This window comes from Luteolibacter sp. Populi (assembly GCF_040801775.1).
Lineage (GTDB): Bacteria > Verrucomicrobiota > Verrucomicrobiia > Verrucomicrobiales > Akkermansiaceae > Haloferula.
This window is the reverse complement of record NZ_CP161812.1, coordinates 2,870,333-2,896,835: the sequence shown is the minus strand read 5'-3', so window position 1 is coordinate 2,896,835 and position 26,503 is coordinate 2,870,333. Positions and strand designations below refer to the sequence as shown.

Genomic DNA, 26,503 nt, shown 5'->3' with positions numbered 1-26,503 from the left:
ATGACAGCTTGCTGGTAGCGGGGCTAGTATCCGTGGCGCAATGGCGTGGGATTGGTTTACAGATCATTGGAAGGACGGGATCGAGATCCTGATCCTCGCCATCGCCATCTATCAGGTCTACCGGGCCTTCCGGGCGACCCGCGGGGCGCGGATCCTGGTGGGGCTGGTGGTGATCCTGATCACGATCACCCTGCTCCTGAGCCGCTTCGACTTCCAGGTGATCTCGTGGCTGGTCCGGCAGGCGGCGGTGTTGCTGGTGATTTCACTGCCGATCATCTTCCAGCCGGAACTGCGCAATGCCCTGGCCAAGCTCGGCAGCAGCCGCCTCTTCTCCTTCTCCAACAAGAGCCAGCTCGACTTCCTGGAGGTCTTCGAGGACTCGGTGGTGGCGCTCGCGAAGAAGCGCATCGGCGCGCTGTTCGCGATCGAGCGCGACATCACCCTCAAGCCTTACGAGGAGACCGGCGTGGTCCTGAATGCGGACTATTCCTCCGAGCTGGCGATGACGGTCTTCTTCCCCAAGACCCCGCTCCACGACGGCGGGATGGTCATCTCGAACAAGAAGATGTCCACCGCGGCCTGCGTGTTCCCCGTGAGCCAGAAGGAGCTCAGCGACCGCTCGATCGGCCTGCGCCACCGCGCCGCGATCGGCGTGACCGAGGAGACCGACTGCGTGGCGGTCATCGTGAGCGAGGAGACGGGGGCGATTTCGATTTGCCTGGAGGGAGTGCTGGAGCGGAATCTGGGCGAGGAGAAGTTCCGCGCGCGGATGGCCCAGATCTTCCTCGCCAACGACCACAAGGATGAAAAAGGGACTCCGAAAGAACATGATCCCAAAGATCGTGTCGCTGCTTCTCGCGATCGCGATATGGTTTCTGATTAGGGATTACCTGGTCGGGCAGGGACAATACTACGATCCGAACAACCGCCCGCCGAAGGCCTGGGAGGTGAGGGAGGAGAATCAGTAGCAGGATCGGCCTTGACCCCGGGGTGGCGGCCCGGCACGGCTGCGGCGTGAGTTACTTCGTCACCGGAACGGACACGGGCGTCGGCAAGACGCGCTTCAGTTGCCTGCTGCTGGAAGCCCTGCGGGCGGAAGGCGTGGCGGCGGCGGGCTTCAAGCCGGTGTGCTGCGGGGACCGGGACGATGCCGTGCACCTGGCCACGGCGTCCGGCGGGCTGGCGGTGGAGGACGTCAACCCCATCTGGCTGAAGGCCGCCGTGGCCCCACTGGTGGCCGGTATGCTGGAGAACCGGCCGGTGGATCCGGCCTATCTGCTAGAGGCATTCCGGCGTTTTTCGGCGATGCATCCCACGGTAATCGTGGAAGGTGCGGGCGGCTGGCGGGTGCCGCTGGCGGAGGGCTACGACATGGCCGACTTGGCCGTGGATATTGGCCTGCCGGTGATCGTGGTGGTGGGAAACCGGCTCGGTGCGCTGAACCACACGATCCTGACGGTCGATGCGATCCGGGCGCGCGGTCTGGAAATCGCCGGGCTGGTGATCAACCACTTGGCGGATGAACTGGATACGGCGGCGATCACCAACAAGGGGATGATCGAGCAACTGACGGGCGTGCCGATCCTGGCGGAGATCATCCACGGGCAGGATTTCCTGGAGGTGGAGCCGTTTTTGGGGAGGTGAGGAGGGCAGCTTCTCCTCTTCGTCCCACGGGGACGGCTCATAAAAGCCTGGCACGCAGTGCCAGGTTAGCATGCCAAGGCGATTGTGTCCTACAGGGACACCTCATGCGGATGACGTGTTCTCCGCGGGCAAGCGCTCCCGTCGAATGTGAACCGCCACCTCACGATTGTCGTAGCTCAGCCGATACTCAACACCTTCCCCGCATGAGGCGTCCCTGTGGGACGCGAGGCGGTGGCGGGCTTTTCCCGGCACTGCGTGCCGGGCTATTATAAGCCGTCCCGTTGGGACGAAGAACGGGCTATTAGCCACGCGATCGGCCGCCCGCCCGGCTACCCTGTAAGCACAGCTTCGTGCGCGGATCGTGACGGGCGGCTTGCCGGGTTGAGTGAGGGGGGTGAATCATCGGCTTCGTTGTTTCACCATGAAGCTTTTTCTTTCTCCTCTTTCGCTGGTGCTGGCTCTGACCCCGGTGGGCGGCGTGATGGCTCAGGACTCGCCGGTCAGCCTGGACTCCTTGCTCCAGGAGATGACCGACTACGCGGCACCCGCCCGCTGGCCGGAGGATTCCTTCACCTGCCTGCAGGCCAGCAGCCATGACCGCCGGACGGTGGCTCCCGATCAGCCGGGATGGTTCGCGAATGACGACCATACGAATTTCATCCGGACGGAGAACAACGGCGGAAGGACCGAGAAGGTGATGATGGACGCGGAGGGTCCGGGAAGCCTGGTCCGCTTCTGGCTGACGACGGTGCAGAACAAACTGGGCACCCTGCGCATCTATCTGGACGGCAGCCCGGAGCCGACCCTGTCCTTCCCGGCTTACGATCTTCTGGCCGGGGGCTTGAAGCTGGGCGAGGCGCTGGCGATCCCGCACCCGGGCTACACCGCGACGGGCAATGGCGGCAACACGCTGATGCTGCCCATCCCCTACGCGAAACACTGCAAGGTGACTTGGGAGGAGAAGGGCGGCGGCCCGCGCTACTACATCATCAACTACCGGAAATACACGCCGGGGACCAAGGTCACCACTTTCACGAAGGATGCACTGGAAGGGGCCCGCCCGCGGATCGCCCGGACCGGTGAGGCGCTGATCGCGCCGCCATCGCAGGCGGGAACTTCGCCGCTGAGCCTGGAAACGACGATTGCCGGGGGGAAAGAGGCATCGCTCGACCTTCCGCCGGGACCCGCCGCGCTGCGCCAGATGGAGCTGCGCTTGGAGCCACAAGATGCGGGCGCACTGCGGTCGCTGATCGTGCGGATGCAATTCGACGGGACGGAAACGGTGTGGTGTCCGGCGGGAGATTTCTTCGGCAGCGGTGCCGGTCTGAACAAGCTGGATAGCTGGTATCGGACGGTGGGGACGGATGGCAGCATGAGCTGCCGCTGGGTGATGCCTTATGAGAAATCGGCCCGGGTCACCTTGCTCAACGCGGGCGGCCAGCCGATCGGGTGCAAGCTGCGTTGCGATACGGCCCCTTGGAAATGGGACGGGCGCAGCATGCATTTCCACAGCGCGTGGCACTACGAAGCGGAGTTGACGACACCGCCGGCGCGGGACTGGAACTTCGTGGATCTGAAGGGTCGCGGGGTTTACATGGGCGACACGCTCTCCCTCTACAACGAGATCGCCACTTGGTATGGCGAGGGCGACGAGAAGATCCGGGTGGATGGCGAGGCGGTGCCTTCCCACCTCGGGACTGGCACGGAGGACTACTACAACTACTCCTTCGCGCCGCGCGGGATCATGCAGACACCCTTCGCCAACCAGACGCGGGTGGATCAGCAGCAAACCCAAGGGCACAACGTCCTGACGCGGACCCGGAATCTCGATGGCATCCCTTTCCAGAAGTCGCTGAATTTCGAGATCGAACTGATCTCCTGGGCTCCGACGCGGATGATCTATGCAGCGACGACTTACTGGTATGGCATGCCGGGGATCCGCTCGAACCGGAAGCCCGAGCCGGATCATGCGGTGGCGGCCATTCCCACTCTTGAAGATGCCCGCAAGCCGCCGGCTGCTTTTCCCGGTGTCCTCGATGCGGAGCAGTCGGAGGTGGTGGAGAAGAGTCCCGGCTTGGTTCACGAGACGCAGGACATGCGGGGCTATGGCATCGGCAAGTGGAGCCGGGGCGCGCAATTGCTGGTGAGGGGCGGCAAGGAAGGTGACTTCATCACGCTGAAGATTCCCGCGCCGGATGGCTCGCCCAAGAAGCTGGTGATGGCTGCGACCAAGGCGGTCGACTTTGCCACCCTCTCCTTCCGCGTGAACGGGAAGGCGGTGATGGAGAAGTTCGACGGCTACTCGCCGAGCGTGGTGCCCTCCGGGGAATTCATCTTGGGGAATTTTTCACCGGTGGATGGGCACTTCGAGGTGCGGATCGAGGTGGCAGCGACGAATCCTGCTACGACCGGACCAAGGTATTACCTGGGGATCGACTACTTGAAGGTGGGGGAGCCGTGAGTTTAACCGCGAAAAACGCGAAAGGAGCGCGAAATTTAAAAGGCAGGAGATTTTGATTCTTTGTTTTCGGCTGTTCAGATTTCGCGCTCTTTTCGCGTTTTTCGCGGTTAATGCCTTCTCTCCGAAGCAGTCGCATGGCTGCCCGCGGATTTTTCGGCTGTCATCGCGGCCCGGCTGTGTTTCCTTCCCGCCGCCATGGCAGCTCTGACGACTCCTCTTCCGGACGCGACCGGACATTTCGGCAAATTCGGCGGGATGTTCGTGCCGGAAACCCTGATGGCCCCGCTGCAGGAGCTATCCGCCGCCTACGCCGCGGCGCGCAAGGATCCGGCCTTCCAAGCCGAACTCGACGATCTCCTCCACAACTACGTGGGCCGGCCGACGCCGCTGTATTTCGCGGAGCGCTGGACCGAGAAGCTGGGCGGGGCGAAAATCTACCTGAAGCGCGAGGACCTGCTGCACACCGGCGCGCACAAGATCAACAACGCGATCGGCCAGATCCTGCTGGCGAAGCGGCTCGGCAAGAAGCGGATCATTGCGGAAACCGGGGCCGGCCAGCACGGGGTGGCGACCGCCACCGTCTGCGCGCGCTTCGGCATGGATTGCGTGGTCTACATGGGCGCGGTCGACATGGAGCGGCAGGCGCTGAACGTCGCGCGGATGCGCCTGATGGGCGCGGAAGTGCGGCCGGTCACGGCGGGCCAGGCGACGCTCAAGGAAGCGGTGAACGAGGCGATGCGGGACTGGGTGGCGACGGTGGATCATACCCACTACATCCTGGGCTCCGCGCTCGGCTCGCACCCCTTCCCGATGATGGTGCGGGATTTCCACCGGGTGATCGGCCTGGAGGCGCGGGAGCAGATTTTGAAGAAAGAGGGCCGTTTGCCGGACCTGCTGGTGGCCTGCGTCGGCGGCGGATCGAATGCGATCGGCCTGTTCCACCCGTTCTTGCAGGACGAGGACGTGCGGATGGTGGGCGTGGAAGCGGGTGGTCTCGGGATTCTCCCGGAGAAGCACGCGGCGCGCTTCCAAGGCGGCAAGCTCGGCGTGCTGCAGGGCACGAAGACTTGGTTGCTGGCGAACGAGGACGGGCAGATCGAGCTGACGCATTCGGTTTCCGCGGGCCTCGACTACGCGGCGGTGGGGCCGGAGCACGCCTATCTGCAGGACATCGGGCGGGTGGAATACACCTACGCCACGGACGACGAGGCGCTGGCAGCCTTCAAGGAGCTGGCGCACACGGAAGGGATTCTGCCGGCGCTGGAGAGTGCGCACGCGATGGCCTACGTCTCGAAGATCGCGGGCAGCCTGCCGAAGGACTGCATCGTGATCGCGAACCTTTCGGGACGCGGGGACAAGGACGTGGAGCAGGCGGCGAGGTATCTGCTGGGTGGGGTGTAGTCTCCATTCAGCCGAGATCGATAACCTCGCCGGTCGTTATCAGATAGCGCGGGCTCAGGAAGGAAGACACGATGCCGAAGCCGACATCGCGGCCCGGCAGCATGAAATCTTTCAGATCGCCCAGATACCCTACCTTGATGGGGCCCGTACCAAGCTCGCGGAAAGCGAGCTTGAAGTCGCCCCGTTCGTCATCGCGGCAGACGGATTGCACCGCGCCCACGCGGGTAGCCTCCGCGAGTGAGAACTGCTCGACCCCCAAGGCATCGTAAAGGGCGAAGTCCCGATTGCAGCGGTGCTTGCTGGCCCGGTTTCGTGGCCGACCCTCGGAGTGGAACATGATCGCGCCCACCCGGCCATTCCACGCGATTGGCCAATCCATGAATGGGCCGGAAATCTCGCAGTTTTCGATTCCTTCCATCAAGTCGGTGATGCGGCACGCCGAGCGTGTTCCGGCGTAGCTCGTACTGCCGGCGTGGCGCGCATACCTGCTCTCCGCCTTGATCGTTTCGCCGGTGGCCGGGTCGAGATGCAAGGTGCCGGACTCGTGACCCAGCGAGACGATGCTACCGGAATCCCACTGGCTGGCCCAAAGGCCGCGGGCAAGGCTCAACTCTGTAAAGTCCCGGCTCCATGCTTCGCGATCCGCGGCGAGATCCCTGGCAAACACGCGATCTTGGCGGGGGGAGATCATTACGAGCAAGCGCGCTGGAGGCAGGAAAAGGGCATAAGAGGATCCCGATCCAAGATCCTTGGCGGCAATGCCGGTCTCGCTCACGTGCAGGCCACGCTCATCCAAGTGACAGACCGAAAGCAGGACTCTGCCGAAAACCGCCGAACGGAGGAGGGGATCGCAGGCAAGCATGCAGACACCCCATGCCAGCCAAAGGACAGCGGGGCGATCCTCTTTTGGCGAAGTAGCTGCCGGGGGGGAGGCGGGTCAGGCAGGGATCGCTCTCCGAGCGGTCCGGCTGGGAGAGTATCCGCGGAGATGGACGCAACCGATGAATCAACAGGGCCGCCATCAGCCGGACCGTTCGGAGAGCGGTCCCTGCCTTTTGCCGCTACTTCTTCCACCAGTCGTCCTCGCGCTCCCATGGCTCGCGGGATTCGCCGCTGCCGGAGGGCGGGGCGGGGTGCTTCTTCTCCTGCTCCTCGCGGCGGAGCTCTTCCAAGAGCTTGTCCACCTCCGTCTCCGCGCGCTTGCCGCTGCGCTTGATCATGAGCAGCAGCAGGGCCACGACGCTGAAGCTGATCAGCAGGATCACCACCATCGACATGGCGAGGCCGTCCGCGGGATTGAGTGCTCCGTGGAGCATGGCAGCAGTCAGGTATCCCCGCCGATGATCCGCCGCATGGGGATCATGTGCGAGTATTCGAAGCCGTTCTTCTTGAAGAAATTCTGCGATTCCGCGCTGATCTTGTCGGTCAGCAGGGTGATGCGCTTGAAGTCCTTCTGCCTGGCGAACTCGATCACTTTGTCGAGCAGCATGGTGCCGTAGCCTTGGCCGCGGTGGGACGGGTGGACGATCACGTCTTCCATCAGGACGACGAAGCCGCCCATGGCAGTGGAAATCGTGAAGAGCAGGTTCACCATGCCGATGATGCGGGTATCATTCCGCACCACGAAGATCCGGCCGCGGCTGGGCTGCTCCAGGATCAGGGCGAGACCGCGCTCCTGAGCGTCGTGGTCCGGGGTGAAGTCGTCGGAAAGCGCCATGAGTTCCATGACGAGATCGGTCAGACCGGGCAAATCCTCGATGGTCGCGGCTTCAACCTTGGGCTGGTTGGCGACGGCGACTGTGCTCGCGGGAGAACCTTGGCTCACGTGGGGACCGTGGCACGCCGGGCGGGGAGCGGCACGAATTTTCCCGGGTATCTTTGAAAAAATTCCGTCGCATGAGGAATTTGGCGGATTGACAAGGGGATCCCGACCCCTAGAGTGCGCGCCCCGCCGGGCAGGAACAAGGGTTCCGCCGCGGGCAGCCTTAACGCCTTTTTCCCGAAACGTCATGAAACGCACCTTTCAGCCATCCAAGCGCACCCGCAAGCGCCAGCACGGTTTCCGCGCCCGCATGGCGACCAAGGCCGGCCGCGACATCATCAAGCGCCGCCGCCAGAAGGGCCGCAAGCGCCTGATTCCGAAGGGTGCCGAGCTCCACTACGAGCGCCACACCACTCAGCACGGGGTGTGATCCTGCCTGCGCCCCGCGCCCGGCCCATGCGCCTCCCGCGGAAGCAGAGCATGTCGAATCGCGCGGATTTCCTCCGCGTGCGCACAGACGGTCAGGCGAAAGCCGGCCGTCTTGTTGTTGTCAGCACCCTGGCCGATCCCGCGCTGCCGCACCTGAAGGTCGGCTTCATCACGACCCGCAAGATGGGCAAGGCGCACGACCGGAACCTGCTGCGGCGCCGCCTGCGCGCCCTCGTCCAACGTCACGCCCACCTGCTGGCCGACCCGAAGCGCTACCTGATCGCGATTCCCCGCCCCGGTTCTGCAGGGGCGAGTTTCGCGGAGCTGGAAGCGGATTGGCTGAAGCAGGTGAAACGGCTCGGGCTTTTAAGTTCCAAGTAAGAAGTTCCAAGTGCCAATCCCGGAGCAAGACCGGGGCGGAGCTTGGCGAGTGGGAAGCCGACTTGAAATTCTCACTGCGAAATCGGCTCGCGATGCTATTTCCTTCGCTTCAGAACTCCGCGGACCTCCAGGGCCGCTTTCCTTTGGCACTTGGACCTTTTTACTTGGCACTTTTTCTCAGTCCCGCCCTGCCCTTCCGTGAAGTTCTTCATCAGAATCGGCATCCGCTTCTATCAGAAGTTCCTGAATCCCGTGCTCAAGCTGCTGGGCGGGCCGAACTCCGGCTGCCGCTTTCAGCCGACCTGCTCGAACTATTTCCTGCAGGCGGTGGAGACGCACGGCTCGCTGCGCGGGTCCTGGCTGGGGATTCGCCGGATTTTCCGCTGTCATCCGTGGGGGCGCTACGGTTATGACCCCGTGCCACCGAAACCGGGTGCCGCCCCCGACCATCCCGCCGGGCCGGAAGCCTGACGCGGGACTTTTCATTTTCCTCAATTCCCAATGTACGACCGTAAGACTTGGATCGTGGTAGTCGCCTGCAGCGTGCTGCTCGCGGTCAACCTTTACTACCAGCAGAAGACCCGCGTCCTGGTCGAACAGGACAAGAAAGAGCGGGCCGAGCTGATCGCGGCGGAAGAGGCCAAGAAGAAGGCCGAGGCACCGAAAACTCCGGAGGCTGAAAAGCTGGCGGAGCTGGTCGAGATGCCACCACCGGTGCAGGACGTCGAGACGCTCGCAACCCTCGAGACTTCCGAAGCGATCTTCGTTTTCACGAACATCGGCGGTGGCCTGAAGTATGCCGAGATCAAGAACCAGAGCCCGGGGATCGAGGGGCCGGTGCGCTTGAACCGCCACGGTTCGCACCCGGTGGGGGCGCTGTCCGAAGGAATCGACAAGGTCGGATCGGAGCCCTACGCCTTCGTGACCGAGGCTTCGGAGCCCGGGAAATCGGTGGTCTTCCGCGGCAAGCTCGCTTCCGGGCTGTGGGCCCAGAAGACCTGGCGGTTGCGCTCGACCGGAAATGAGGGCGATCCCTACATGCTCGATTTCAAATTGCAGATCGAGAATCCGGGCGAGAACGCGGTGAACCTGGAGAATTACAGCGTCTTCCTGGGCGTTTCCACGCCGCTCGACCACGTTGAACAAGGCAACCAGACCGGATTCGTGGTCAACAACAACGGGGACTTCGGCTTCCATTCGAATACCGAGTTTGCGAAGGCGTGGTTCGGGATGAAGAAGGCCCGCACGCAGATCACGCTGCCACTGGAGAAGGGTGTGTATGCCGGGGTTTCGAACCAGTTCTTCGCCAGCGTGCTGAAGCCGGTGGAACCGGTGGAGAGCCTGATCTGGAGCACGCTCCGCGACGAGTCGCTCGGCAGCGACCCGATCAAGGTGAAGGCGCTCCGCGCGGGGCTGCAATTGCCGAGGGTAACACTCGCGCCCAAGGAGCAGCGGACGATCAGCTACGAGGTTTTCACCGGGCCAAAGCAGAACCGCATCCTCCGCAAGATGGAGAGCGCATGGGGCAGCGATTGGGGCGCGCTGATGAACTACGGTTTCTTCAGCCCCTTCAGCCGCTTCATGAACTGGTCCCTCTACTGGGTCCACGCGGGCGTGGAAAAGGTCTCCAGCAAGTGGTCGTGGGGCCTCGCGGTGGTGGTGCTAACGATCCTGCTGCGGACGGCGATCTGGCCGCTCTACAACCGCTCGAACCGGACCATGAAGCGGATGGCCAAGCTCAAGCCGGAGATGGAGAAGCTGAAGGAGAAGTACCCGGACGATCCGCAGAAGATGAACCAGGAGATGATGGGCATGTACCGCAAGTACGGCATCAATCCCGTGGGCGGCTGCCTGCCGATGTTCGCCCAGCTTCCGATTTTCTTCGGCTTCTACTCGATGCTGCTGCACGCGGTGGAAATGCGGGGCCAGGGATTCTTCTGGTGGGTGACGGACCTTTCGCAGCCGGACACGGTCGGGCACCTCTTCGGGCTGCCGATCAATCCGCTGCCGATCCTGATGGCGCTGACGAGCTTCGGGCAGATGGCGATGATGCCGAATACCGGCGGGGACAAGACCCAGATGATGATCATCAAGCTGATGCCCTTCATGTTCCTGTTCGTCTGCTACAACTTCGCCTCGGCGCTGGCGCTCTACTGGACGACCTCGAACCTGTTCTCGATCGGGCAAACCTGGCTGAGCAACCGCATGCCGGAACCGGAGCTGAAGGCGAAGGCCGGCGACGGTGGCAAGATGAGCATGATGGAGCGGCTCGCGGCGCGGGCGGAAGAAGCGCAGCGCCAGCAGAAGATGCGGCAGGCGAACGGCAGGGTGGTGAGTCCGGACGAGGATGCGGGCCCGGGCAAGAAGCGTCCGCCGCGCACGGGGGGCTGAGCAGCCGGCCAAAGAACTTCTTTTACGAAGCAGGTCCCATGGATGCCATGGGGCCTGTTTTTTTGGGACGGTGGCACTTGTCACCAAGCGCGGATTGGACGAATCGGGAGTTGAGGGTAGGGTAGCGCCAATGGCCGTAGAGCGAAGAAACGTGCTGGGTGGGATTCTCGAATCCTGCTCGACCCAACCGATGACCGGTTTCTTCCGCGATGGCTGTTGCCGGACCGGTCGCGGGGATGTGGGCGTGCATGTCGTCTGCGCGCAGATGACGGAGGAGTTCCTGGCTTACTCGAAGGCGCGGGGAAACGACCTGTCCACGCCGCGTCCGGAGTTTGATTTTCCCGGGCTGAAGCCGGGCGATCGCTGGTGCCTCTGTGCGACGCGCTGGAAGGAGGCGCTGGACGCCGGGCAGGCGCCGCCGGTGGCGCTGGAGGCGACGCACGAGTCGGCACTGGAGTTTCTGGATCTGGAGGACTTGCGGGCGCATGCGCAGCGGTAAAAGGTGGTCCGCACAGTCCTCCGTGCGGTCGAAGCCACCCTTGTCGCGAGCTTCACCCTAGGGGCCCTCGGGTGGATGCCGCCGCAAGAACTGCTTCGACCGCACAGAGGATTGCCCCGGATCTGAAATCAAAGTGCGGGGCTATCTCCGGCTGCGCCTCCGGTTGTGCGGACCACCTTTTGAATCCGCTCGCAGGATACCGGCGGTGATCGCAGTATCCCTCCGATGACTGTCCGTTTGATCATCGTGGCGCTGGCATGGCTGTGGGCCTCGGCCGCTGCGGAGCCATTGAAGGTCGATGGCCTGCCGCTGCCGGTGGAGCTGTCGCTGCCGTCGAATCATGATCCGGCGAAGTCGTGGCCCGCGGTGTTCTTCTACCACGGCATGGGCGGTCACCCGACGACCAAGATGATCCGCGAGCAGACGGGGGCGAAGGATTGGATCGTGGTGGGGATGGCCTACACGCAGCCCGGGGCTTTCAAGTATTCACCCGAGAATCTCGCGAAGGAGATCGCGGTGATGCATCAGGTGCGGGACCAATTGGCGAAGACCAAGGGGCTCGATCCAAAGCGCGTCTATGTTTCGGGCTTCAGCATGGGCGGCTGGGTGACGAGCATGTTTTTCCAAGCCGACCGTTCGCTGGCGGGCGCGGCGATCCTGGGCGCGGGCCACATGATCGAGGTCGAGCCGAAGCTCGGGCCGCTGAAGGCGGAGACTCCGCTCTTCCTCGGGGTGGGCCGGAAGGACGGGAACTATCCCTTCAGCCTGAAGGCGAAGCTTTACTACGGGAGGCTCGGGGCGACAGTGCGGATGGAGACTTGGGACGGCCTCGGCCACGAGTTCCCGAAGGAAGGCTCGCCGGGATTGAAGGAGTGGTTCGCGCTGCGGAAGGGCGGAACTCCCGATGCCGCGGCGATGGAGGCGGAGTATGCGAAGATCGGGAAGCTGGCCCCGCGGCAGGAGTGGCGGGCGCTGCTGGAATTCCGCGAGAGGCCCTATGTGAATGAGCCAGGACAAGTCTGGCTTGAGAAGATCAAGACGCGGATCGGCGAGCTGGAAGTCATCTCCGAAGTGGCGGGCGAATCGAAGGCCTACAAGCGGCACCGGCAGCTTCTGGCGGACGAGATGGCGGCGACGACGCTGCCGCAACTCGTGAAGGTGCAGAAGGGCTACGAGGCCTTGGTTCCTGAGGCAGGCGAGGGGGAAGAGGTGGATCTGATCGTGACGGATCTGAAGCGGCTCACCACCTTGGTGGAGAATTTCGAAGCGCAGCTGGCGGAGAAGCAGGCGCAGCAGCCTAAGCCGGAGCCGGTGCCTCTGCCGAAGCGGGATCGGCAGGTTCCGCGGAATCCGATGGTGAGGTGAGCTTGGAAGAGAATTCGCGGAGACGTTCTCGCTTGGAGGAAGCCGCGCAGCGGCCCTGGAGTGCGGAGACAAGTCCTGCCCGTTACCCACAACTTTTCGAGGTCGTACTTAAATCGCGCTGGTACTAAACGACTGTTTACATCAGCTTCGCGGATGGACCTCAATCCTCCCGACCCGCAAGCCGCCCTCTCCTGGGCTGGAACCGAATTTGCAACCTTGGATTGCGGCGACCCTCGCCGCAGCCGACGCTTTGTGCGTGTGGCCTCCGACTTCGCACGAAATCCCACCGCCCCGGTTCCCGCCGCTTGCGGCGACTGGTCCGGCACCAAGGCCTGCTACCGGCTCTTCGACCAGCCCGAGGTCAACAGCGGGGCGATCCTCGCCGCCCACCGCGCCGCGATGCTGGACCGGCTGCGGGCTGGGGACGAGGGAACCGCGCTGCTGGTCTTGCAGGACACCACCGCGCTCAATTACGACAACCATCGTAGCAAGGAAGGCCTGGGCCCCACCGCCGGCCATGGCAAGGATCGCTCCCCCGGCCTTTTCGTCCACGGCCAGCTCGTGGTCGGCACGGACGGCGCGGTCCACGGCCTCGCCTCGGCCCTTGTCTACGCCCGGCAACCCCGCGGTGCCGGCGAGCCCGCCGGCAAGCGCAACCGCCAGCCCTTGGAAGAAAAGGAAAGCCACCGCTGGGTCGGCGGCTGGCACGAGGCGCAGCGGCTGTGGGAAGACCTCGGCGGCACGCGCGCGGTGCTGTCGGTCGCCGACCGCGAGGCCGACATCTACGAACTGCTCGCCGCCTGCCGGCAAACCCGCGCGCAACGCGGCGGCGGAGCCGGATTGCTGGTGCGCAGCCAGCACGACCGCAAGCTTGAGGACGGCGGCACGCCGTTGTGGCAGACCCCCGCCGCGCTGCCGGTGACGGCCACCCTCGTGGTCGACCTGCCGCGGGGAAAGCAAGGGCTCAAGGCGCGCAAGGCCACCCTCGCGGTGCGGGCCGGGCGGGTCCGTCTGGCGGTGCCCGCCCACAAGAAGAAATACCTCGGGCTGTCGGAAAGCTTGGAACTGTGGGCGCTGGAAGTCCGGGAGATCGACCCGCCGCCGGGCGTGGAGCCGGTGTGCTGGCAGTTGCTGACGACCGAACCCGTCGCGGACGCCGGCGACGCCGCGCGGCTGGTCGGCTGGTATGCCCTGCGCTGGCGGATCGAGGACTTCCACCGCGTGCTCAAGACCGGCTGCCGGGTGGAAAGCCGGCAGGTGCGCGCGGCGGAGAAGCTCAAGGCCTTCATCGCGCTGGACATGGTCGTAGCGGTGCACCTGCTGTCCCTGGTTTGGCAGGCGCGGATCAGCCCGGGGCTCCCGGTGGAAGGCTGGCTGGAGCGCGACGAATGGGAGGTGCTCCCGGTGCACGCGGCGGGCGGCGGGCCGCCGCCGGAACGGCCGCCGGCGACCGGCGAAGCGGTGCGGATGATCGCGAGGCTGGGCGGATTCCTTGGCAGGAAGAGCGACGGGGAACCCGGCCCCGAAGTGCTGTGGCGGGGCCTCGCAAAGCTGCGGACCCTCGCGCAGGCGTGGCGAGTCTTTAAAATGAAAAGTTGTGGGTAACGGGCAGGACATGTCGCCGCACTCTACGGCGGCTGCGCCGCAAGAAGTGGCGGGCCGGGTTGGTGGCTTCGTCCGCCTGAAGGCGGGACTACCTACCCTTGGGGCGGGCTATTAGGGTCCGTTCGGCCGCACAGAGGATTGCCCCGGATCTGAAATCAAAGTGCGGGGCTATCTCCGGCTGCGCCTCCGGTTGTGCGGACCACCTTTTCAATCCATCAGCTCCGGATAGTACCTGCTTCGCCATGCCCATGGTGGCATCCAGGATTTCCTGGCTGATGCCGGTCTTGAGGGCTTCGGCGGCCATGGCGGAGCACTCGGCGTGGCTGAGGGCGCGGATGGCGCGGCGGACGCTGGGGACTTGCAGGGGACCGACGGAGAGTTCTTCAACGCCAAGGCCTAACAGCAGCGGGGTGAGACGGATATCGCCGGCCATTTCACCGCAGACGCCGGTCCAGATGCCGGCATTCGCGGCGGCATCGACGGTCTGCTTGATCAGGCGGACGACGGCGGGGTGGGTCGGACGGTAGAGGTCGGCGACGTGGTGGTTCACCCGGTCCACCGCGACGGTGTACTGGATGAGATCGTTCGTGCCGATGGAGAAGAAATCGACCTCGGGGGCGATGAGGTCGGCGATGACGGCGGCGCTGGGCACCTCGATCATGACGCCGGTTTCGAGCTTTTCGTCGAAGGGCACGCCCTGCTTGGCGAGCTCGTCCATGCAGGCCTTCAGGTGGTCCTTCGCGCGCCGGACTTCGCCGAGGCCGGAGACGAGGGGGAACATGACGGCCAGCTTGCCGTGGGCGCTGGCGCGGAGGATCGCGCGGAGCTGCTCGCGGAACATTCCGGGGCGGTCCAAGGAAACGCGGATGCCGCGCCAGCCGAGGAAAGGATTCGGCTCCGGCTCGGTGAGCGGCTCGACCGGCAGCTTGTCGCCGCCGGCATCCAGCGTGCGGATGATGACCGGGTGCGGCGCGAGCGCGATGGCGAGCTTCTTGTAGGCGACCGCCTGCTCGTGCTCGTCGGGCATTTCCTCGCCATCGAGGAGGAGGAATTCGGTGCGGTAGAGGCCGACGCCCTTGGCGCCGCTGTTCACCACCATGTCGAGCTCATCGATGAACTCGATGTTCGAGGACAGGGTGATCGTCCGGCCGTCGCTGGTGGCGGTGGCGGCGTCGCGCTGGGATTCGAGATCGATGCGGACCTTCTCCTTGCGCTCCTGGAGCTCCCGGTAGCGACGCAGGGTGTCTTCCGAGGGATTGAGAATCAGGCGGCCGGAGTAGCCGTCAAGGATTGCCGGGGTGAGGGTGCGGATGTCGAGCACCGCGTCCTCGATGCCCACGATCGCGGGCAGGCCGAGCGAGCGGGCGAGAATCCCGGAGTGGGAATTCACGCTGCCCAGTTCGGTGGCGAAACCGACGACATGGCGGCGGTCCAGACCCGCCGTGTCCGATGGTGTGAGGTCGTAGGCGACGAGGATGTGCTGTTCTTCCGGCGCGGTGTGGCGCGGAACCTCGTCGGCCCGGAAATTCCGCAGCACGCGCTGGCAGACGTCTTCCAGATCCACGGTGCGCTCGCGCAGGTAGGGATCCGGCACGCGGCGCATGGCCTCCAGGAAGTGCTGCATCACCGCGTAGAAGGCGAATTCCGCATTCTGGCGGCGGGTGGCGATCGCGTCGGCCACGCGGTCGAGCATGGTCCGGTCCTCCAGCACCATCAGGTGGGCCTCGAAAATGCGGGCCTGCTCTTCGCCGGAGTAGGCGTTGATCTTCTGCCGCAACTCGTCGATCTGGATCTTGGTCTCCTCCAGGGCGACGCGGAAGCGCTCCTGTTCGACGGGAATCTCGCTTTCCGTGATGTGATAGACCTCCGGAGCGGAAAAGCCCCGGGCAACGACGTGCACGGGGGCGATGCCGATCCCAGGCGAGACCGGAGTCCCTTGGAGCACGGTTTCCTGCGGCGCGGCGTTGGACATCCCTGAAGGCATGCTGCGGGGGAGCGGCAGCGCTTCAAAGAACAAAAATTGGAGCGCCCGTGCACCACGCATTTCGCGGGGCTAAAAAAACCACTTGGAACCGGAGGGAACATGCTCCTAGGCTGCGGCCCGTCCCGACCAAACATGCCGATGGCGCAACGCGAATTCACCATTCAGAACAAACTCGGCATCCATGCCCGGCCCGCCGCTCAATTCGTGAAGACGGCTAGCCGCTTCTCATCCGAAGTGCGCGTCGAGAAGGATGGCGAGGAAGTGGACGGCAAAAGCATCATGGGCCTCATGATGCTGGCCGCCGGCCACGGCTCCGTGATCAGCGTGGCCGCGGAGGGAACCGATGCGGATGCGGCGCTTGAGGCGCTGGCGGACCTGATCGGGCGGAAGTTTGAAGAAGAATGACGAATTCCGAATTCCCGAATGCCTAATGAAGTGTTCGGGGAGATTCGGGATCTAGTTCGTCATTCGGAAATTCGACATTCGACATTCGGCATTGGCCCTCAGGCCTCCCCCGCCATGTGGCGCAGAAGCCGCTGGTTGAACTCGTCCGCCATGTTGTAGCCGAGGCGGCGGAGCTGCTGGTCGAGAGCGGCGATGGCAACCATCCGGGCGGTATCGCGGCCGGGGGCGACGGGGACTTCGACGTGCGGGACCTGCTGGCCGAGGATTTCGTAGGACTTCGGCTGCAGGCCGAGGCGGTCGATCTCGTTCTGGTCTGCGTAGGCGATCAAGGTCACGACCAGATCGAGGCGCTTTTCCGGGCGGATCGAGGCCAGGCCGTAGAGGTTGGCGACGTTGACGATGCCGATGCCGCGGATTTCAAGGTAGCCGCGGGAGAGGGCGGGAGCGGAGGCGGTGAGCTCGCCATTGGCCAGCTTGATGCGGACCATGTCATCGGCCACCAGCGCGCCACCTCTTTCGATCAGGCCGATGGCAGTCTCGCTCTTGCCCGCGCCGCTTTTCCCGATGATCAGCACGCCGATCCCGCGAATATCGACCATGCAGCCGTGCATGGTGACGTTCGGCGCGAATTCATTTTCCAGCCGCAGGGTCGCGGCATTCAGGAATTTCATGGTCACCAGCGTGGTGCCGAAGACCGGGATGCGGTGCTCCGCGGCGATGTCCATGTGCTCCTTGGAAAGCGCCGCACCGCGGGAAACAACGATCCCGGGAATATCGCGCTCGCACATGCGGCGGAAGCGCTCGCTGCTCATCTGCGGGGTGAGCTTCTTGAGATAGGAGATCTCGGAATTGCCCAGCACCTGGATGCGCTTCTTGGCGAAGTAGCTGAAGAACCCCGCAAGGGCTAGGCCGGGACGGTTCGGCGCGGGCTCGCTGATGGGCCGCTCGAAGCCGTGCTTCTCGCTGAGCAGGGTCATCGACAGCGCGGTGGCATGGCGCTCGAAAAATTCTCCAATCGTGATCGAGGCCGTTTGCTTAACGCGGGGTGTCATCCGCCGGGGAATCTAGCAAATCCTTGGTGCCCATGGCGATGGCAAAAGGTGTTCGTCCGATGCAAAGGCCTTTGAAGCTCCGATCAAAACCGTGCTGACAGGCCCAAGGAGACGACATCGCCGGAACCTGTGGCCTCGCCGCGGAAGGTGCCGATGGCGGCGGAGCCTTCGCGGATCAAGACATCGTCGGCGAAGATGTGGGCGTAGCCGGCATCGAGGGTCCAGCAGGGCGTGAATGCCCAGGAGAAGCCGACGGTCAGCCAGAGTCGGTCGGCATCGGGGATGCGCAGGGTGAGATTGGCCTCCGGGACCGGGCTGAGGTCGTAGGCGAGGCCGGCCCGGAAGGTCCAAGTCTCGGTAGCCCGCCAGGTGGTGCCAAGGGCGAAGCGCCAGGAGTCATCCCAATTCTCCGGGGTGGCGGGCGGTTGGGCCGGTGCGCCGATGATGAAGGGGGCGAGCTCCTTGAATTTGCTCCAGTTCGTCCACATCACGTCGCCGTGGATCGACCAATTTCCCATGTCGTGGACGGCGCTGAATTCCACGCTGTCGGGCAATTCGACCGCCAGCGCGGTCGGGCCATTGAAGGCGGGAATGACCGAGACGGCGCGGCCTTCGAGTTCCAGATCGATGGCGGAGCGGTAGTGCAGGCCGAAGCGGGTGTGCTCGGTGGGCCTGAAGAGGACGCCAGCATTGAAGCCGTAGCCCCAGTCATTCCCGGCGAGATCCAGGAGCGGCAAGGTGGAGGGGAGGCTCGCGGTGAGCCTTCCATCGGCGTAGAGGGCATCGAAGCCGATTCCGAGCGACCATTGCTCGCTGATTTGCCAAGCCAGCGAAGGATTGAGATTGAAGGAAATGAGCTGGCTGTGATCGGCCAGGCTGCTGGCGCTGAAACCGGTCGGATAGTTTGTCTGGAGGCCGAAGGTGGTGTAGCTGCCGAAGCCGAGCACGAGGTGGTCGTTGAGGCGCTTCGTCAGGTAGAAGTAGGGGATGTAGGCGTCGCCGGCGACATTCCCGCCATGGGCCGGGACGCGGGTACCGGCCGGTGCCGGAGCGGGCGGGGCGAAGCTGCCGGAGACTTCCACCTCGGGGAAGATCGCGCTCGCGCCGATGGCGAAGGACCACTCGTCCTGTAGCAGGGTCATCGCGGCGGGGTTTGAGGCGATGACCGAGGCGTCGTCGGCGAACGCGGCCTCTCCGGAGAACGCGCGGCCGAGTCCGGAGGCGGAGCGCTCGTGGAGTTGGAAGCCGGCGGCGGTGGACGATTGGATGGCGGCGAGGAGGAGGAAGGCGCTGCGGGCGATCATGGGGAGGAGGAGGGGCGATTGCGCGAGTCTTTGCTCCTTAACAGGCCATGCGGGAAAAGACCACAATGAAGTGGTGTCTGATTTTGGGATGGATGGCTCTTCGCGGCTCCGCCGCCCTGGAGTGCTGAGACTTGTCACCGCCTTTCTTAGCGAGACTTGTCGAACGTTCGAAGCACCGGGTGTGCTGCCCCAACCTCAGGCCAAGAGCGGATCGCCCGTGCTTCGTCCTCGGCAAGCCTGCGGATAGAAAGGCGGTGACAAGTCTCCGCACTCCAAGGCCGCTGCGCGGCTCAACGCCCGAATCACCCGTCCCGGTGCACCGTGTCCGGCGCGAAGGCAGGAAGACACACGGCGATGTATTCCGCCCCACCCTCCTCCGGCGTGCTGTAACGAATCCACTCGCCGGCGGAAGAAATGATTGCTTGTCCGGCCCGCACTTCAATCGTGCCCGCTCGCGATTCCACATGCAGGCAGCCGCGCAGGACCACCGTGTATTCGTCGAATTCGGGCGTCTGCGCCGGCTCCAGCCAACCGGCAGGGCTGGTCATGCGGGCGACGCTCAGCGCCGAATCGCCGGAATTCACGCGACCGATGAATTCCTCGATCTTCTTGGGCGGTTGGCCGGCGGCTTCGATGATGGAAGGGGAGGGGATCAGGCGGGGCATGGCGGTATTCTTTCGCAAGGCCTCCCGGGAGGCAATATTGACATCCGCGGCGGGAATGCTCCTTTCGGCGCACTTATGGCTACTCCCGATCTCCGCGATCCGGTCGGTCGCGTCCGCGCGATGGGCATGGTGGAAGGCGTGTCCTTCCTGATTCTGATCATCTTCATGCCGCTGAAGCGCTGGGAAAGCATGCCGGACCTCCAAGCGGCGGGCGCGATGGGCGTGCGCGTGGTCGGAATGATCCATGGCGTCCTCTTTCTCCTGTTCCTGCTGACCATCTTCCAAGCGTGGGGGAACCGGGCGCTGAGCGGGAAGAATGCGGGCCTTGCCTTCCTCGCCTCGCTCTTGCCCTTCGGGCCCTTCATCATCGACCGCCGCCTTGCAGAAAGCACGGGTTCGCAGCCCGGGGATTCGGCGGATTGACAGCGGCGCGCCGCGCGCCAAGGCTCCTCCCCGCCATGCCAGCCGCTCCCGCCGATGTAAAAGCCCCGCCCGCCGATGCCGTGACCAGCCCTACGGGTCTGGCCTCGAAAGTCATCCAAGCCGGAGACGGCGCGGACAAGCCGGGCCCGGCCGATACGGTGACGGTCCACTACTCCGGCTGGACGACCGATGGCCGCCAGTTCGACAGCTCGGTGGACCGCGGCAAGACGATCTCCTTCGGTCTCGATCAGGTCATCAAGGGCTGGACCGAAGGCCTGCAACTGATGGTGACGGGCGAGAAGCGCCGCTTCTGGATCCCCGGAAACCTTGCCTATGGCGAGAATCCGCGCGCCGGCGCGCCCAAGGGCATGCTGGTTTTCGACGTGGAGCTTTTCGAGATCAAGAAGGCCCCCGAGCCGCCGCCGGTGCCGGAGGATGTCGCCGCCCCGCCGGCCGATGCCGTCACGACCGCCAGCGGCCTCGCCTCGAAGGTACTCGCTGCCGGCAATGGCTCCCGTCATCCGAAGGCCACCGACCGCGTGGAAGTTCACTATTCCGGTTGGACAACCGATGGGGAGCTTTTCGATAGCTCCGTGGTCCGCGGCGAGTCGATCGACTTTCCGCTCAATGGGGTGATCGCCGGCTGGACCGAGGGCGTGCAGCTCATGGTGGGCGGCGAAAAGCGCCGCTTCTGGATCCCCGCCGAACTGGCCTACGGAAAGAATCCGCCACCCGGCGCGCCCGCCGGGATGCTGGTCTTCGACGTGGAACTCATCGACATTCTCTGACTTTGAATATGCCCGACTCCTTCGACAACGTCTCCGTCTCGACCAAGGCCAACGTCTATTTCGATGGCAAGGTGGTCTCCCACAGCCTGATTCTCGCCGATGGGCGGAAGAAGTCGCTGGGCGTGATCTTCCCCGGCGAGTATCATTTCGGCACCGGCGATCCGGAGGTGATGGAAATCACCACGGGTGCCTGCGAAGTGGTGATCGACGGCACTACCGACACCCGCGCGGTGGCAGCCGGCTCGTCCTTCCTGGTGGCTGGCAACAGCGGCTTCACGATCCGCGTGACGGATTCGCCCTGCGAATACATCTGCTCCTTCGGCACGCCTTGAATTAAGCTGCCGGCGAGCTTACAAGCTCCCGCAATGTCCTTCTTCCGATTCCTGCTCCTGCTGCCGGCCATCCTGCTGGCATCTTGTACGATGCACCTGCCGGAGCCGGAAACGCTGGCGTCCAAGGTGGTGGCGACCCGCAGCATGACGGTGGCGACGGAGGGCGGCAGCGTGGATGTCTACCTGCTCTCCGACAACTTGCACACCGGGCTGGTCTTCGACCTGCCCTGGCTGGAAGCGAACGGCTACGTCCCGCCGCCGGAGATCGCCAAGGAGCAGTACGTGACGATGAGCTGGGGCGAAAAAACCGCCTACACGCAGAAGCGCTGGCTTTCCCCGGTGCAGGTTTTCAAGGCGCTCTGCACGCCTTCCGACTCGGTGATGGAAATCATCCCGATCGATTATAAAGTGGAGGCCGTCTGCCATCACCAGGACGGCTATGTGGCGAAGGTGGATCGCTCGCGGGGCCGCGCCCTGGCCGCCTTCCTGAATGCCTGCGCGGACAAAGACCCGGATGGCAAGCCCTTGACGATAGGCCCCTCCAGTTGGGGCAAGGGTCTCCTGATCCAGTGCCCGGACAATTACTCCTACTATTTCCCCCGTATCTGCAACGTGTGGACGGCGCAGGCGCTCGGGCAATGCGGGTTCACCGTGACGACTCCCGGAGCCGTCACCGCGGGCGGCCTGGTGAGACAGGCCACCAACGAGAAGAACGGCTTCCGGAAGATGTGGGACGGGGACGCCTGAGAGGCGTCAGGGCAGGGCATGCTTGCGCACCGAGGTAATGGTCATCTGCCGCGTGCCCGCCGGCGTCTCCCAGGAGACCCGGTTGCCAATGCGGCAGCCGAGCACGGCGAGCCCGACGGGGGTGAGGACGGAGATCAGATCCTGATCGAGGTCGACCTCGTCAGGCATGACGATCTCCGGCTCGTACCAATCGTTCGAGTCGAGGGGCGCGACCAAGGTGAGCCGGTCCCCGAGAGCAATCCGGCGTTCCAGTTCGCCGGGATCGCGGGTGGACGATGTCTCGGCGAGGAAGCCGAGCAAGGCGTCCCGGCGCTCCGGAGTCAGGCGGGACGTGGACGATTCAAGAAGGTTTTCGAGACGCGACAGGTCGGCGTCGTTCAATAGACGAAGTGAGTTCATGACATAAAACGGTAGGTGCCCGGACGGCAAAGAGGCCGCGGGCGGAAATGCTTCAACGAAGGCAAGGAAACCGGACAGCCACAGGACGAATCCCGATCAAGGAGGCTGGCCGCTCAAGCCCGGAAGGCAGCCATGCGATGACCGCACCATCCCTGCAGACGACTCGCCGCGAGGCGGAGGCCGGTGCCGGATTTCATGGTGGGTGCTGCTTGCATGGAGACCTACACCATAGATCACGTTGGCGGTTCCGCAACTTCAAATGTGACCTGTGAAGGGGCGGTGAATTCGCCATGACGAACACCGGCGGGCATTGCCCATGCAGGCACTCCGGAGGCAGAACCGGCGGATGATCCGCCGCATGGGCCCGCGCCTGATTCTCTACAGCAGTCTCGCCATCGCGTTCCTGATCTGGCGGCCCTATCACGATGGCATCCTGCGCTACGGGTTGATCACTTCCGGACTCGCGCTCTGGGCGGGACTGCTGGCGATCGCGTGGAAGCACCGGGGCTGGAAGTTTGCGGCCTTGGCTGCGCCGTTGGTGCTGGCACTGCCCTTCTTGATGCCAGCGCGGGAACTCGACCGGCAGCAGTTGCAGGAGCGCTATCTGGAATCGATGCGGTCCTTTGAGGGCACCCGTTACGTCTGGGGTGGCGAGAGCAAGCGCGGGATCGATTGCTCCGGCCTGCCCCGGGCGGGCCTGCGAAGCGCGCTGGCCGGCCAAGCAGCCCGAGGCAACGGCACGGCGGCAAGGCTCTGGATGGAGCAATGGTGGTTCGATACCAGCGCGAAGGCGATGGCGGAGGAAAACCGCGGCTTCACCAATACGACGGGAATCTCAGGGGATCTGAGGAAGATCGACCTCGGACAGGTCGAACCCGGCGATCTGGCGGTCACCATGGATCGCCGCCACGTGATGATCTACCTCGGCGCCGGAGAGTGGATTCAGGCGGATCCGGGGACCGGAAAGGTTTTCACGGCGCATGCCGGATCAGAGCTGAGCGGCTATCTCTCGTCGGAGGTGACGATCTGCCGCTGGGCGGTGCTGGATAGTTAGGAGCGTCGCTTTCAGGGATGTACCTGCTTGAGTTCCTTCGCCTTCGCCAGATCCCGCGGCGTGATCATCTCGCGGTCGAGGGGGAGGTTCCCTTTGCCCTCGATCGCCTCGATCACCGGCTTGTAGCGCTCCCACTTGAGATCGCCCAGCTTTACGACCTTGCCGAGGTCCTCGCCGGTGGCGGACTTCCAGCCGCGGAAGATCAACTCCGAGCAATAGATGGCCTCGCTGTCGAAGCGGTAGCGGGGATCGTAGGGCTTGCCGAGATCCTCCTTCATCGCCACGAGCGCGGCGGGGATGTGCTTGCGCTTGGCTTCGTCGAAGCGGTAGGCCCAAAACTTCTGCCCGCGCCCGCGCCCGATGTAATCGTCGAGCGGGGTCTCCTTCACCGGGCCGATGGCCTCGATCACCTTCCAGTCGTCTCCTTCACGGAAAACCATGCCGCAATGGGAGTAGGGCGATTCGGTGGAACCCTCGATGGCGTCCACGAGATCCATGCCCGGATCGTTCGGCAGGGACTGGAAGAGGATGTCGCCTTCCAAGGGCTGATAGGCGGTGTTTTTGCTGCCGCTGCAAGCGGGGAGGGCGAGGCAAAACAGGACGAGCCAGCGGAACATTCCCGGATACTGGCAGAAATCCTGCCGCGAGCAAGAAGGGCCGGTGTCCGAATCGAGATCGCGGGTAGACGGCGGGCGTCGCATGGTGAACGCTGGCCGCGTGCCTGCCGCGCGCGTCCTCATCGACGGCCCTTCCGAGCTCGTCTTCGACTACGCCATCCCGGAGGGTCTGCCGGTCGTGGCGGGATGCCGCGTGCGCGTTCCGCTGCGGAACAAAACCTCGCAGGGAACAGTGCTGGCCTTGGTCGAGCCGCAGGCCGATCTCGGGTTCGCGCTGCGCCCGCTGCATTCGCTCAGCGACCCGGAGCCGCTGATCACGCCGACGCTGCTGGAAGCCGGCCGCTGGATCGCGGACTACTACGGATGCAGTATCGAAAGCGTGATCCGCGCGCTTTTACCGGAGGCCGTGCGCACCGAGGAAAATTCGGCCAAGATCCGCAAGACGGTGGTGCTCGAAAAAGATCCCCCGCCGGAAGTTCTGGCAAAGATCACCAAGCGGGCACCAAAGCAGGCCGCAATCCTCGCGCTGCTGGCCCATGCCGCGGACCGCAGGATTCCCCTGGCCGATCTCGGCGAAGGCGCTTCCGCATCGGTGAAGTCGCTGGTGAAGCAGGAGCTGGTGGTGATGATCGAGGAGGAGGTCCGGCGCGATCCCGAGGCGGATGGCGTCGAGGAAATCCTACCCGATACACCCCTCCTTCTAAACGAGGAACAGGCCGCCGCTTTGGAAGTGGTGCTTGAATCGCTCCGCACGCCGCCGTCCGAAGCCCGCGCGCCGATTCTCCTCTACGGCGTGACCGGTTCGGGAAAGACGGAGGTCTACCTGCAGGCAGCGCGGCGGACGCTCGATCTCGGCAAGACCGTGCTGGTGCTGGTGCCGGAGATTTCGCTCACGCCGCAGACGGTGCGCCGCTTCCGCTCGCGCTTCGCCGATATCCAGGACCAGGTGGCGGTGCTGCACTCGAACCTCTCGCAGGGCGAGCGCTTCGACGAGTGGCACCGCATCCGCAAGGGCAAGGCGCGGATCGTGATCGGTGCGCGCTCCGCGGTTTTCGCTCCACTGCCGGACCTCGGCTTGATCCTGGTCGATGAGGAGCACGAGAACTCTTACAAGCAGGACCAGATCCCGCGCTACCATGGCCGCGATGTGGCGGTGCTGCGCGCCAATCTGGAGGGCTGCACCATCGTGCTCGGCTCTGCCACACCCTCGCTGGAGTCCTTCCAAAACACCCTCGAAGGGAAGTATAAGATCGTCCGTTTGCCGAAGCGGGTTGATGGCCAATCGCTGCCCCTGATCCGGGTGCTGGACATGCGCCTGGAGGCGAAGAAGCACAAGGGCGGCATGGCGATTCTCTCGGACCGCCTGCGGGTCGCATTGGAGCAGCGGATCGCGAAGAACGAGCAATCGATCCTCTTCCTCAATCGCCGCGGCTTCGCTCGCTCGCTGCAATGTCCCTCCTGTGGACAGGTGTGCATGTGCCCGCATTGCTCGGTGGCGCTGACCTATCACCGCGAGGACGAGCGCCTGATGTGCCATATCTGCGGGCATCAGGCGATCGTGCCGAAGAAGTGCCCCGAGTGCCGCGACCCGGCGATCGCCCTGCAGGGCTTCGGCACGCAGAAGGTGGAGGAGGTGCTGGCCAAGGTGCTGCCCGCCGCGAAGATCGCGCGCATCGATGCCGACGCGATGCGCAAGAAGAACGCGCTCCGCGACCTGCTGAATGCCTTCCAAGCGCGCAAGATCGACGTGCTGGTCGGCACGCAGATGATCGCGAAGGGCTTGCACTTCCCGAACGTCACGCTGGTGGGGATTCTCAATGCAGACATCGGCCTGCACGTGCCGGATTTCCGCGCGGGTGAGCGGACTTTCCAACTGATCACGCAGGTGGCGGGCCGGGCCGGGCGCGGTGAACTTGAAGGCGAGGTGATCGTGCAAACCTTCACGCCGCACTCGCCGTCGATCCAGTTTGCGCGTCATCACGATTTCGATGGCTTCGCCGAGCAGGAGTTGGAGTTCCGCCGGCAGTTCGAGTTCCCGCCCTTCGCCCATTGCGCGATGCTGACGGCGCGCTCGACCCACGAGCGGCGGGCGGAGTTCACCTTGCAAACCCTGCACCGGCGCCTCAGCGAAGACTGCCCGCCCGGGATCTCGATCGGCGAGCCGCTACCCAGTCCGCTGGTGCGGTCGCACGGGCAATTCCGCTTTCAACTCATGCTGCGCTGCATGAAGGCGCGGCTGCTCACCCGGCATGTGCAAGGGGTGCTGGGGAAGATCACGCTGCCGGAGGACGTGACCGTGGTGTTCGATATGGATGCGTGGAGTTTCACGTGAACCCGGGGTCACAGCATCGGCCTTGCAAGTGGGGGGATGCGGATGCAGAATCAAAGCATGGAAAAAGCCGCCAAGTTCACCGCCCGCATCCTGCGAGATGGCGATTGGTTCCTGGCATTTTCGCCGGAATTCCCCGAAGGAAATGGCCAGGGTTTGAGCGAGGAGGAGGCCTTGGAATCTTTACGGGATTCGATCTTGCTGCTTATTGAGGACCGCCGTCAGGACGCGGAAGCGAGTCTAGGGAAGGGTGAAAAGCTGGTTCCTCTCCCCCTTGGATGAAGCGGAAGGAGCTCATCCGCCATCTGGAATCGCACGACTGTCCTTTGAAACGGGAAGGCGGTTCGCACTCTATTTTTTGGAATCCGGCTACTGGCAGACGTGAGCCGGTGCCGCGTCACGCGGAGATTCCTGATCTGCTGGCCAAGAAGATCTGCCGGGCTTTGGAAATTCCCGAGCCTTAGGA

The 26,503-nt window shown here is 64.2% G+C and carries 28 protein-coding genes and 1 pseudogene; 20 read left to right on the top strand and 9 right to left on the bottom strand.

Translation table 11 applies throughout. The features are described 5' to 3' along the window. Positions 1-40 precede the first annotated feature (40 nt). From cdaA to trpB, 4 genes are all read left to right on the top strand, one after another. Positions 41-883, top strand: coding sequence for a diadenylate cyclase CdaA (gene cdaA / locus ABWK72_RS11620; RefSeq protein WP_367874956.1), 843 nt, complete (start codon positions 41-43; stop codon positions 881-883). Between the two features lie 107 nt (positions 884-990). Next, positions 991-1,644, top strand: a complete 654-nt coding sequence (gene bioD, locus ABWK72_RS11615; protein ID WP_367874955.1) for a dethiobiotin synthase — start codon at positions 991-993, stop codon at positions 1,642-1,644. Between the two features lie 421 nt (positions 1,645-2,065). Next, entirely contained in the window at positions 2,066-4,105 is a 2,040-nt protein-coding gene (locus tag ABWK72_RS11610; protein ID WP_367874954.1) for a glycoside hydrolase family 172 protein, read from the top strand. Positions 4,106-4,300: 195 nt separating this feature from the next. Further along, the gene (gene trpB, locus ABWK72_RS11605) at positions 4,301-5,506 is read left to right on the top strand and encodes a tryptophan synthase subunit beta (RefSeq protein ID WP_367874953.1); all 1,206 of its coding nucleotides are present in this window, start codon (positions 4,301-4,303) and stop codon (positions 5,504-5,506) included. A gap of 7 nt (positions 5,507-5,513) precedes the next feature. Here the strand turns inward: trpB and ABWK72_RS11600 are convergent, their stop codons facing one another. From ABWK72_RS11600 to ABWK72_RS11590, 3 genes are all read right to left on the bottom strand, one after another. Next, the gene (locus tag ABWK72_RS11600) at positions 5,514-6,197 is read right to left on the bottom strand and encodes a hypothetical protein (protein ID WP_367874952.1); all 684 of its coding nucleotides are present in this window, start codon (positions 6,195-6,197) and stop codon (positions 5,514-5,516) included. 370 nt (positions 6,198-6,567) lie between these two features. Beyond that, entirely contained in the window at positions 6,568-6,822 is a 255-nt protein-coding gene (locus ABWK72_RS11595; RefSeq protein ID WP_367874951.1) for a hypothetical protein, read from the bottom strand. An 8-nt stretch (positions 6,823-6,830) separates the two neighbouring features. Beyond that, positions 6,831-7,331, bottom strand: a complete 501-nt coding sequence (locus ABWK72_RS11590; protein ID WP_367874950.1) for a GNAT family N-acetyltransferase — start codon at positions 7,329-7,331, stop codon at positions 6,831-6,833. 184 nt (positions 7,332-7,515) lie between these two features. On the opposite strand from ABWK72_RS11590, the pseudogene rpmH reads away from it, so the two are divergent. The 7 genes and pseudogenes from rpmH to ABWK72_RS11555 form a co-directional block, all read left to right on the top strand. Beyond that, a pseudogene (rpmH, locus tag ABWK72_RS11585) lies at positions 7,516-7,647 on the top strand (50S ribosomal protein L34); the annotation flags it as partial. A 77-nt stretch (positions 7,648-7,724) separates the two neighbouring features. Next, a complete protein-coding gene (rnpA, locus tag ABWK72_RS11580) occupies positions 7,725-8,078 on the top strand; it encodes a ribonuclease P protein component (protein ID WP_367874949.1) in 354 nt (117 codons plus the stop codon). A gap of 198 nt (positions 8,079-8,276) precedes the next feature. Continuing rightward, positions 8,277-8,549, top strand: coding sequence for a membrane protein insertion efficiency factor YidD (gene yidD / locus ABWK72_RS11575; protein WP_367874948.1), 273 nt, complete (start codon positions 8,277-8,279; stop codon positions 8,547-8,549). 30 nt (positions 8,550-8,579) lie between these two features. Beyond that, a complete protein-coding gene (gene yidC, locus ABWK72_RS11570) occupies positions 8,580-10,469 on the top strand; it encodes a membrane protein insertase YidC (protein WP_367874947.1) in 1,890 nt (629 codons plus the stop codon). 130 nt (positions 10,470-10,599) lie between these two features. Further along, on the top strand, positions 10,600-10,968 hold the full coding sequence (locus tag ABWK72_RS11565; RefSeq protein ID WP_367874946.1) for a DUF2237 family protein: 369 nt from the start codon (positions 10,600-10,602) through the stop codon (positions 10,966-10,968). 225 nt (positions 10,969-11,193) lie between these two features. Further along, complete coding sequence (locus tag ABWK72_RS11560; RefSeq protein ID WP_367874945.1) at positions 11,194-12,333, top strand: hypothetical protein; 1,140 nt, start codon at positions 11,194-11,196, stop codon at positions 12,331-12,333. A gap of 153 nt (positions 12,334-12,486) precedes the next feature. Further along, a complete protein-coding gene (locus tag ABWK72_RS11555; protein WP_367874944.1) occupies positions 12,487-13,938 on the top strand; it encodes an IS4 family transposase in 1,452 nt (483 codons plus the stop codon). 88 nt (positions 13,939-14,026) lie between these two features. On the opposite strand, the gene ptsP is transcribed toward ABWK72_RS11555, so the two are convergent. Then, the gene (gene ptsP, locus ABWK72_RS11550) at positions 14,027-15,910 is read right to left on the bottom strand and encodes a phosphoenolpyruvate--protein phosphotransferase (protein WP_367874943.1); all 1,884 of its coding nucleotides are present in this window, start codon (positions 15,908-15,910) and stop codon (positions 14,027-14,029) included. A 150-nt stretch (positions 15,911-16,060) separates the two neighbouring features. On the opposite strand from ptsP, the gene ABWK72_RS11545 reads away from it, so the two are divergent. Next, a complete protein-coding gene (locus ABWK72_RS11545) occupies positions 16,061-16,327 on the top strand; it encodes an HPr family phosphocarrier protein (RefSeq protein ID WP_367874942.1) in 267 nt (88 codons plus the stop codon). Between the two features lie 98 nt (positions 16,328-16,425). Here the strand turns inward: ABWK72_RS11545 and hprK are convergent, their stop codons facing one another. The 3 genes from hprK to ABWK72_RS11530 all read right to left on the bottom strand — a co-directional run bounded on the left by hprK (position 16,426) and on the right by ABWK72_RS11530 (position 19,348). Beyond that, entirely contained in the window at positions 16,426-17,379 is a 954-nt protein-coding gene (gene hprK, locus ABWK72_RS11540; RefSeq protein ID WP_367874941.1) for an HPr(Ser) kinase/phosphatase, read from the bottom strand. Between the two features lie 83 nt (positions 17,380-17,462). Continuing rightward, entirely contained in the window at positions 17,463-18,683 is a 1,221-nt protein-coding gene (locus ABWK72_RS11535) for an OmpP1/FadL family transporter (protein ID WP_367874940.1), read from the bottom strand. A 302-nt stretch (positions 18,684-18,985) separates the two neighbouring features. Next, positions 18,986-19,348, bottom strand: a complete 363-nt coding sequence (locus tag ABWK72_RS11530; protein WP_367874939.1) for a cupin domain-containing protein — start codon at positions 19,346-19,348, stop codon at positions 18,986-18,988. Between the two features lie 75 nt (positions 19,349-19,423). Between ABWK72_RS11530 and ABWK72_RS11525 the strand changes: the two genes are divergently transcribed. Genes ABWK72_RS11525 through ABWK72_RS11510 form a run of 4 tightly spaced genes read left to right on the top strand, consistent with a single transcriptional unit; the run spans position 19,424 to position 21,638 of the window. Further along, entirely contained in the window at positions 19,424-19,771 is a 348-nt protein-coding gene (locus ABWK72_RS11525) for a DUF3817 domain-containing protein (protein WP_367874938.1), read from the top strand. Positions 19,772-19,806: 35 nt separating this feature from the next. Further along, entirely contained in the window at positions 19,807-20,559 is a 753-nt protein-coding gene (locus tag ABWK72_RS11520) for an FKBP-type peptidyl-prolyl cis-trans isomerase (protein ID WP_367874937.1), read from the top strand. Between the two features lie 8 nt (positions 20,560-20,567). Beyond that, positions 20,568-20,891: a pyrimidine/purine nucleoside phosphorylase gene (locus tag ABWK72_RS11515; RefSeq protein ID WP_367874936.1), complete on the top strand. Its 324-nt coding sequence runs from the start codon at positions 20,568-20,570 to the stop codon at positions 20,889-20,891. Between the two features lie 33 nt (positions 20,892-20,924). Next, entirely contained in the window at positions 20,925-21,638 is a 714-nt protein-coding gene (locus tag ABWK72_RS11510) for a DUF2459 domain-containing protein (protein ID WP_367874935.1), read from the top strand. Between the two features lie 6 nt (positions 21,639-21,644). On the opposite strand, the gene ABWK72_RS11505 is transcribed toward ABWK72_RS11510, so the two are convergent. Next, positions 21,645-22,037, bottom strand: coding sequence for a GreA/GreB family elongation factor (locus ABWK72_RS11505; protein WP_367874934.1), 393 nt, complete (start codon positions 22,035-22,037; stop codon positions 21,645-21,647). A gap of 316 nt (positions 22,038-22,353) precedes the next feature. Here ABWK72_RS11505 and ABWK72_RS11500 point away from each other — a divergent pair, with 316 nt between their 5' ends. Continuing rightward, complete coding sequence (locus ABWK72_RS11500) at positions 22,354-23,091, top strand: NlpC/P60 family protein (RefSeq protein ID WP_367874933.1); 738 nt, start codon at positions 22,354-22,356, stop codon at positions 23,089-23,091. Between the two features lie 11 nt (positions 23,092-23,102). Here ABWK72_RS11500 and ABWK72_RS11495 read toward each other — a convergent pair whose 3' ends face one another. Then, a complete protein-coding gene (locus ABWK72_RS11495) occupies positions 23,103-23,792 on the bottom strand; it encodes a YiiX/YebB-like N1pC/P60 family cysteine hydrolase (RefSeq protein WP_367874932.1) in 690 nt (229 codons plus the stop codon). A gap of 16 nt (positions 23,793-23,808) precedes the next feature. Here ABWK72_RS11495 and priA point away from each other — a divergent pair, with 16 nt between their 5' ends. Genes priA through ABWK72_RS11480 form a run of 3 tightly spaced genes read left to right on the top strand, consistent with a single transcriptional unit; the run spans position 23,809 to position 26,501 of the window. Next, a complete protein-coding gene (priA, locus tag ABWK72_RS11490) occupies positions 23,809-26,040 on the top strand; it encodes a primosomal protein N' (protein WP_367874931.1) in 2,232 nt (743 codons plus the stop codon). A gap of 57 nt (positions 26,041-26,097) precedes the next feature. Next, positions 26,098-26,319, top strand: a complete 222-nt coding sequence (locus ABWK72_RS11485) for a type II toxin-antitoxin system HicB family antitoxin (protein ID WP_367874930.1) — start codon at positions 26,098-26,100, stop codon at positions 26,317-26,319. Then, positions 26,316-26,501, top strand: a complete 186-nt coding sequence (locus ABWK72_RS11480) for a type II toxin-antitoxin system HicA family toxin (protein ID WP_367874929.1) — start codon at positions 26,316-26,318, stop codon at positions 26,499-26,501. The genes ABWK72_RS11485 and ABWK72_RS11480 overlap by 4 nt, the downstream gene beginning before the upstream one ends. Positions 26,502-26,503 lie beyond the last annotated feature (2 nt).